The organism is Pseudomonas sp. NPDC086278 (assembly GCF_050280905.1).
Classification (GTDB): domain Bacteria; phylum Pseudomonadota; class Gammaproteobacteria; order Pseudomonadales; family Pseudomonadaceae; genus Aquipseudomonas.
In genome coordinates this window covers 1-5,537 of the sequence record NZ_JBNNWE010000171.1, presented here as the reverse complement: position 1 = coordinate 5,537, position 5,537 = coordinate 1, and the positions used below count along the sequence as shown (strand labels likewise).

Sequence of the window (5,537 nt, the reverse complement as noted above, 5' to 3'; positions counted from 1 at the left end):
ACCCTTCAGACACCCGCGAAATCGGGCGCCCGACAGCTTGCCCCAGCCCATTCGGTCGCCCCTCATTCGGGGTAGGAGAGACGCCATAGCGAGATACGGCATGCGATTGCAAGGTAGACCCCCATGAAAACCTCACTCACCCAACACGAGATAAAAGTCACTTTTTGCACTGTCTCGAGCTCACTCCTGTTGTGCTCGACCATGGAAGTCCAGGCCGGTCCTGCCGAAGATGACACCACCCCGTGGTATCACCAGGAAGTTCCCGTGCTGACCTTGCCCCTCACCTCGATCACCGCACCTTATCCCGGCCACTTCGCGGCCTCCGACACCCGCAGTTCACGCCTGACCATTGAAGACGCCGCGCCCTCGGCCTGGGATCAGGTGTACGGCCAGACTTCGCGTCTGGCGCAAACCGATGCGCTGTCTCAAGGGCTTTCGATCCCCGGCAGCAGCGAATTCAGAGGCCCGGCAATCCTGACGCTGCAAAGCGGCAGCGGCCACACCCAGCAGATCGGCCTGATCGGTGGCATGACCCTGATCCAAGGCAACAGCAACGGCCTGCTGTCCAACCGCGCCCTCTCCGACCCCAACACCGACACCCTCAACCTGCAAGGCCAGATTCTCGGCGCCTACTGGAGCCTGATCGGCCCGCAAGGCTGGCACGTTGACCTGTCGGCCAGCGGCGGCCGCGTCAACGGTTTCAGCCGCAACGACCAGGGCGTGCGCCAGGCCACCGAAGGCAGCGCGATGACGCTGTCGGTGGAAGGTGGCTACCCGATTGGCTTGACCGACAACTGGGTCGTCGAACCCCAGGCGCAATTGATCAACCAGCGCATCACCCTCGACACGCCATACGCCGGCTCGGGCAACGCCTCGTCGAGCGATCTGACGTCCTGGAGCGGCCGGGTCGGTGCGCGGTTGAAAGGCAGTTATGACATCAACGGTCTGGGCGTCGAACCCTACGTGCGGACCAACTTGTGGCACACGGTGTACACCGGCAATACCGTGACCCTGGATCAGGTCGACAAGATCAACAGCAGCCGCAATTCATCGACCGTCGAGGTCGGATTGGGTCTGGTGGCGAGGGTGACGCCGGCGGTCAGCCTGTATGTGAGCGCCGATTACAGCAGTGACGTGGATGACAATGATTTGAACGGGTTAATCGGGAGTCTGGGGGTGCGGATGCGCTGGTGAGTGTTCAATTTCAGACAGTAGGTCGTCTGGACGTACGCCTTCGTCCGAACGCCGCCCGGAGCAAGCCCGCACACATTGGTTTTGTGAACGCCACAAATCAAATGTGGGAGCGGGCTTGCTCGCGAAAGGCACGACCCGATCTCAGATCAACCCTCAGGCCGCAAGATCAACACCGCCAGCGGCGGCAGATTCAAAGTCAGCGACATCGGCTGCCCATGGCTCGGCGCTTCTTCGGTAAACGCCCCGCCGCTGTTGCCATAATTCGAACCGGCATACATCGCCGCATCGCTGTTGATCACCTCGGTCCAGCGCCCGGCGAACGGCACACCGATGCGATAGGCCTCACGCGGCACCGGCGTGAAGTTGGCCACCACCAGCACTGGCCGGCCGTCCTTGCTCCAGCGCAACCACGCGTAAACGCTGTTGATCGCATCGTCGCCGATCAGCCACTGGAAGCCTTGCGGTGCGTCGTCCTGCTCATGCATCGCCGGTTCTTCGCGGTACAAGCGGTTCAGGTCACTGACCAGCTTCTGCACACCCTTGTGTTCGGAGTATTGCAGCAAGTACCAGTCCAGCTGCTGATCGTGATTCCACTCACGCCACTGGCCAAACTCGCAGCCCATGAACAGCAGTTTCTTGCCCGGATGCGCCCACATGAAGCTCAGGTAGGCGCGCAGGTTGGCAAATTTCTGCCAGCGGTCGCCGGGCATCTTGTCAATCAGCGAGTGCTTGCCGTGCACCACTTCATCGTGGGAAATCGGCAGGATGAACCGTTCGGACCAGGCGTACACCAGGCCAAAACTCAGTTCGTTGTGGTGATGGGCGCGGTACACCGGATCCTGCTGGATGTAATGCAGCGAATCGTGCATCCAGCCCATGTTCCACTTGTAGTTGAAGCCCAGCCCGCCCTGCTGCGTGCTCTGGCTGACGCCCGGCCACGCGGTGGATTCTTCGGCGATCACCAGCGCGCCCGGCGCCTCTAGGGCGACCACGTCGTTCAAGTGGCGCAGGAAGTCGATGGCTTCGAGGTTCTCGCGACCGCCATGCCGGTTCGGCACCCACTCGCCAGCCTTGCGCGAATAGTCGCGGTAGAGCATCGACGCCACGGCGTCGACCCGCAGGCCGTCGACGTGGAAATGCTTCAGCCAATGCAACCCCGACGCGAGCATGTAGCCGTGCACTTCGGTGCGCCCGAGGTTGTAGATCAGCGTGTCCCAGTCCTGATGGAAGCCTTCCTGGGGGTTGCCATATTCGTACAGCGCAGTGCCGTCGAATTGCGCCAGGCCATGGGTATCGGTCGGAAAATGCGCCGGCACCCAGTCGAGGATCACGCCGATCTCGGCCTGGTGACAGGCGTTGATGAACGCGGCGAAGTCATCCGGCGAACCGTAACGGGCGCTCGGGGCGAATTGCGACAGCAACTGGTAACCCCACGACCCACCGAACGGGTGTTCCATGATCGGCATCAGTTCAATGTGGGTGAAACCCAGCTCCTTGACGTACGGAATCAAGCGTTCGCCCAGTTCATGCCAGGTGTACTGCCGCGCGACTTCGCCCAGGTCATCCAGCTCGCACTGCCACGATCCGGCATGTAACTCGTAGATCGACAGCGGCGCGCTGGAGCGCTGACGGTCGCCACGCGATTGCATCCAGTCGTGGTCCTGCCAGTCGATGTTCAGCGGCGAAGCCACTTTCGAGGCGGTGTCCGGCGGCAACGACGTGGCCAGGGCCATCGGGTCGGCCTTCAGCGGCAGAATGCCGTTCGCGCCGAGGATTTCGTACTTGTAGGTTTCGCCCGCTTGCAGGCGCGGGATGAACAACTCCCAGACCCCGGTCGGATGGCGCAGGCGCATCGGGTGCCGACGCCCGTCCCAGTTGTTGAAATCACCCACCACCGACACCCGTTTGGCGTTCGGTGCCCACACGGCAAAGCGCACGCCGTCGACGCCGTCGACGTTCTTCAACTGCGCGCCGAGGCAACTGCTGAGGTCGCGGTGATTGCCTTCGGCGAACAGGTACAAGTCCATCTCACCCAATAACGGGCCGAAGCTGTAAGGGTCCTCGGAAGTCTGTTCGCCGCCGGCCCATCGGGTGCGCAGCACATACGGCTGGGCCCGATCAAAATGGCCGACAAACAGGCCGGGGGTCTGGGTGGCTTGCAGTTGGCCAAGCTCTTCGCCTGAGTCCTTTGCCAGCACTTGCACACTCAGTGCATCGGGCAGATAAGCCCGGATGAATTGACCGCCGGCGTCGTCGCCGTGGGGGCCGAGAATTGCAAAAGGGTCGTGATGTTCGGCGCGCACCAGCGCGTCGATATCCCGCGATCTGGGCAGTAGCGCCTCTTTAGCGTGACCCTGTTCCTTGTTCGAGAAACTCATGACTACTCTCCACCAAGCTCGGAAAAGGGTTTAAGCCCACTCAATAATCCATATAAACCGTGCAACGGCACCGGTAGCCAGGTCGGGCGGTTTTCCGCCTCGTAGGCCACTTCGTACGCCGCCTTCTCCAGACCGAACAACGCCAGCGCCGCGTCCTCGCCTTCCGGATCTTGCCACGCATGAGCAAGACTAGCTGCCGCCAGCCGATAAGCGTCGACAAATGCCTGTTTTGCTTCATTCAGATAACGGCCGGCCACCCGCTGCCGCGCGGCTTGCGCATCGGCGGTGTTGTCGACGTTATGCACGTTGATCGTCATCGCCGCCGCGTAATCGAAGGAACGCAACACGCCACTGACGTCCTTGTACGGGCTGTGCTTGCCACGCCGTTCGCTTAGCGGTCGCGCCGGCTCGCCCTCAAAGTCGATCAGGTAGGCATCGCCCTTGATCACCAGCACTTGCCCCAGGTGCAAATCACCGTGAACCCGAATACGCAGTCCGCCAGTGGCTTTTTTGCCCAGGTCCTGAACATGGCCAAGGATGGCTTTCTTGTTGTCCAGTAAACGACTGACCAGCGCTTTGTCCGCAGGGTTCAGTTCGTTTTGATGCTGCTTGAGCAATTTGAGCGCGTGTTCCAGTTGCGCGGCGACATCCTTGGCCGAGGCCACGGCATCTTTTTGCGAGGTCACTTGCGGGGCGAAGTCCGGGTCGTCGGTAGGCGCCGCCAGTACCTGGTGCATCTCACCGAGGCGCTGGCCGAGCATGCCGGCGAAGTCTTTCAGTTCGCCGAGCGCGTTGTAATGCTGTTCCTGCTCGGACATGGCGTCGGCCAGTTCATCGCGCAACGCCCGTTCGAGGTTGTTCTGCGTCCACTCCCAGGCATCGCCCTGATTGCTCAGGTAGCCCTGGGCGATCATCAGCAGATTGTCTTCGCCCTTGGCATCGCGACGAATGACCGATCCCAGCAGCGGCGAGATATTGGCAAACCCGGCGTTGGTCAGGTACGCGCTCATCTCCAGTTCCGGGTGCACGCCCGAGGCGACTTTGCGGATCAGCTTGAGCACCATGCTCTTGCCGACCACCACCGAGCTGTTGGATTGCTCGGCGGACAGGTAACGCACTTCCGATTCCGCTGTCAGCCCGAGCCTGGCCAATTCACCGGTCGGGGCAAAACGGATTTCACCGCCATCCGACGGCAGCACCGTGCTGTTGTGCATGCCCGCCACCACCGCCCGAATAAAGTTTTCGAGGGCAAATGCATCGGTGATCAAACCGACCTGCGGCCCGCGTCGAACCCGCGACAGCGCCAATTGTTGGGGCAACGCGGCGCCGACCTGATCTTCGGCAATAAAACCGAAGGGCAACTGGTAACGACTGGTCTGGCCGCCGCTGGTGACTTCGATCTCACTCAACAACACCGGGTGCTGCGGATCGCCAAAGCGCACGCCATAAGCCAGTTTGACGTTCTCGATGGTCGCGTCCTTGCCGGCAAACCAGCGACGATTTTGCAGCCAGGTCGGCAAGATACTTTGCTCCAGCGTGCCACGCGACGGCGCTTCGAGCAGTTCCTCCATGCGTTTCTTCAGTACCAGCGTCGTGAAGTCCGGCAGGCTTTGCGCCGGTTCGACGTGCCAGCTCGGCATCTGGTTTTCCGCAGCGAGCACGAACCAGTAGAAGCCGTACGGCGCCAGGGTCAGCAGGAAATTCAGCTGGCCGATGGGTGGAAACGCGTTACCGCCGAGCATTTCCACCGGCACCATGCCGGCGTAAGCCGACAGGTCCAGCTCCGCCGCTTGCGCGCTGCGCGACACGTTGGCCACGCACAGGATGATTTCATGCTTGCCGTCCGGCCCGGTGAACTCACGGGTGTAGGCCAGAATCCGTCGGTTACTCGGCGACAGCATCTTCAGGGTGCCGCGCCCAAAGGCCTTGGACTGGCTGCGCACCGCGAGCATCCGCCGCGTCCAG

3 protein-coding genes are annotated in these 5,537 nt (G+C 61.8%); 1 reads left to right on the top strand and 2 read right to left on the bottom strand.

Annotation, left to right across the window (positions count from 1 at the left end; genetic code table 11):
- Positions 1-123: 123 nt before the first annotated feature.
- Positions 124-1,194, top strand: coding sequence for an autotransporter domain-containing protein (locus tag ACQKP4_RS28210; protein WP_427637324.1), 1,071 nt, complete (start codon positions 124-126; stop codon positions 1,192-1,194).
- A 146-nt stretch (positions 1,195-1,340) separates the two neighbouring features.
- Here ACQKP4_RS28210 and glgB read toward each other — a convergent pair whose 3' ends face one another.
- Together glgB and ACQKP4_RS28200 are read right to left on the bottom strand one after the other, a co-directional pair.
- Positions 1,341-3,572: a 1,4-alpha-glucan branching protein GlgB gene (gene glgB / locus ACQKP4_RS28205; protein ID WP_427637323.1), complete on the bottom strand. Its 2,232-nt coding sequence runs from the start codon at positions 3,570-3,572 to the stop codon at positions 1,341-1,343.
- Positions 3,573-3,574: 2 nt separating this feature from the next.
- On the bottom strand, positions 3,575-5,537 hold a 1,963-nt coding region (locus ACQKP4_RS28200), incomplete at its 5' end, for a putative maltokinase (RefSeq protein WP_427637322.1).

Bases quoted from the DNA above. Each gene is read 5' to 3' on its own strand.
- ACQKP4_RS28210 (WP_427637324.1), top strand. From the start codon at position 124: ATGAAAACCTCACTCACCCAACACGAGATAAAAGTCACTTTTTGCACT.
- glgB (WP_427637323.1), bottom strand. From the start codon at position 3,572: ATGAGTTTCTCGAACAAGGAACAGGGTCACGCTAAAGAGGCGCTACTG.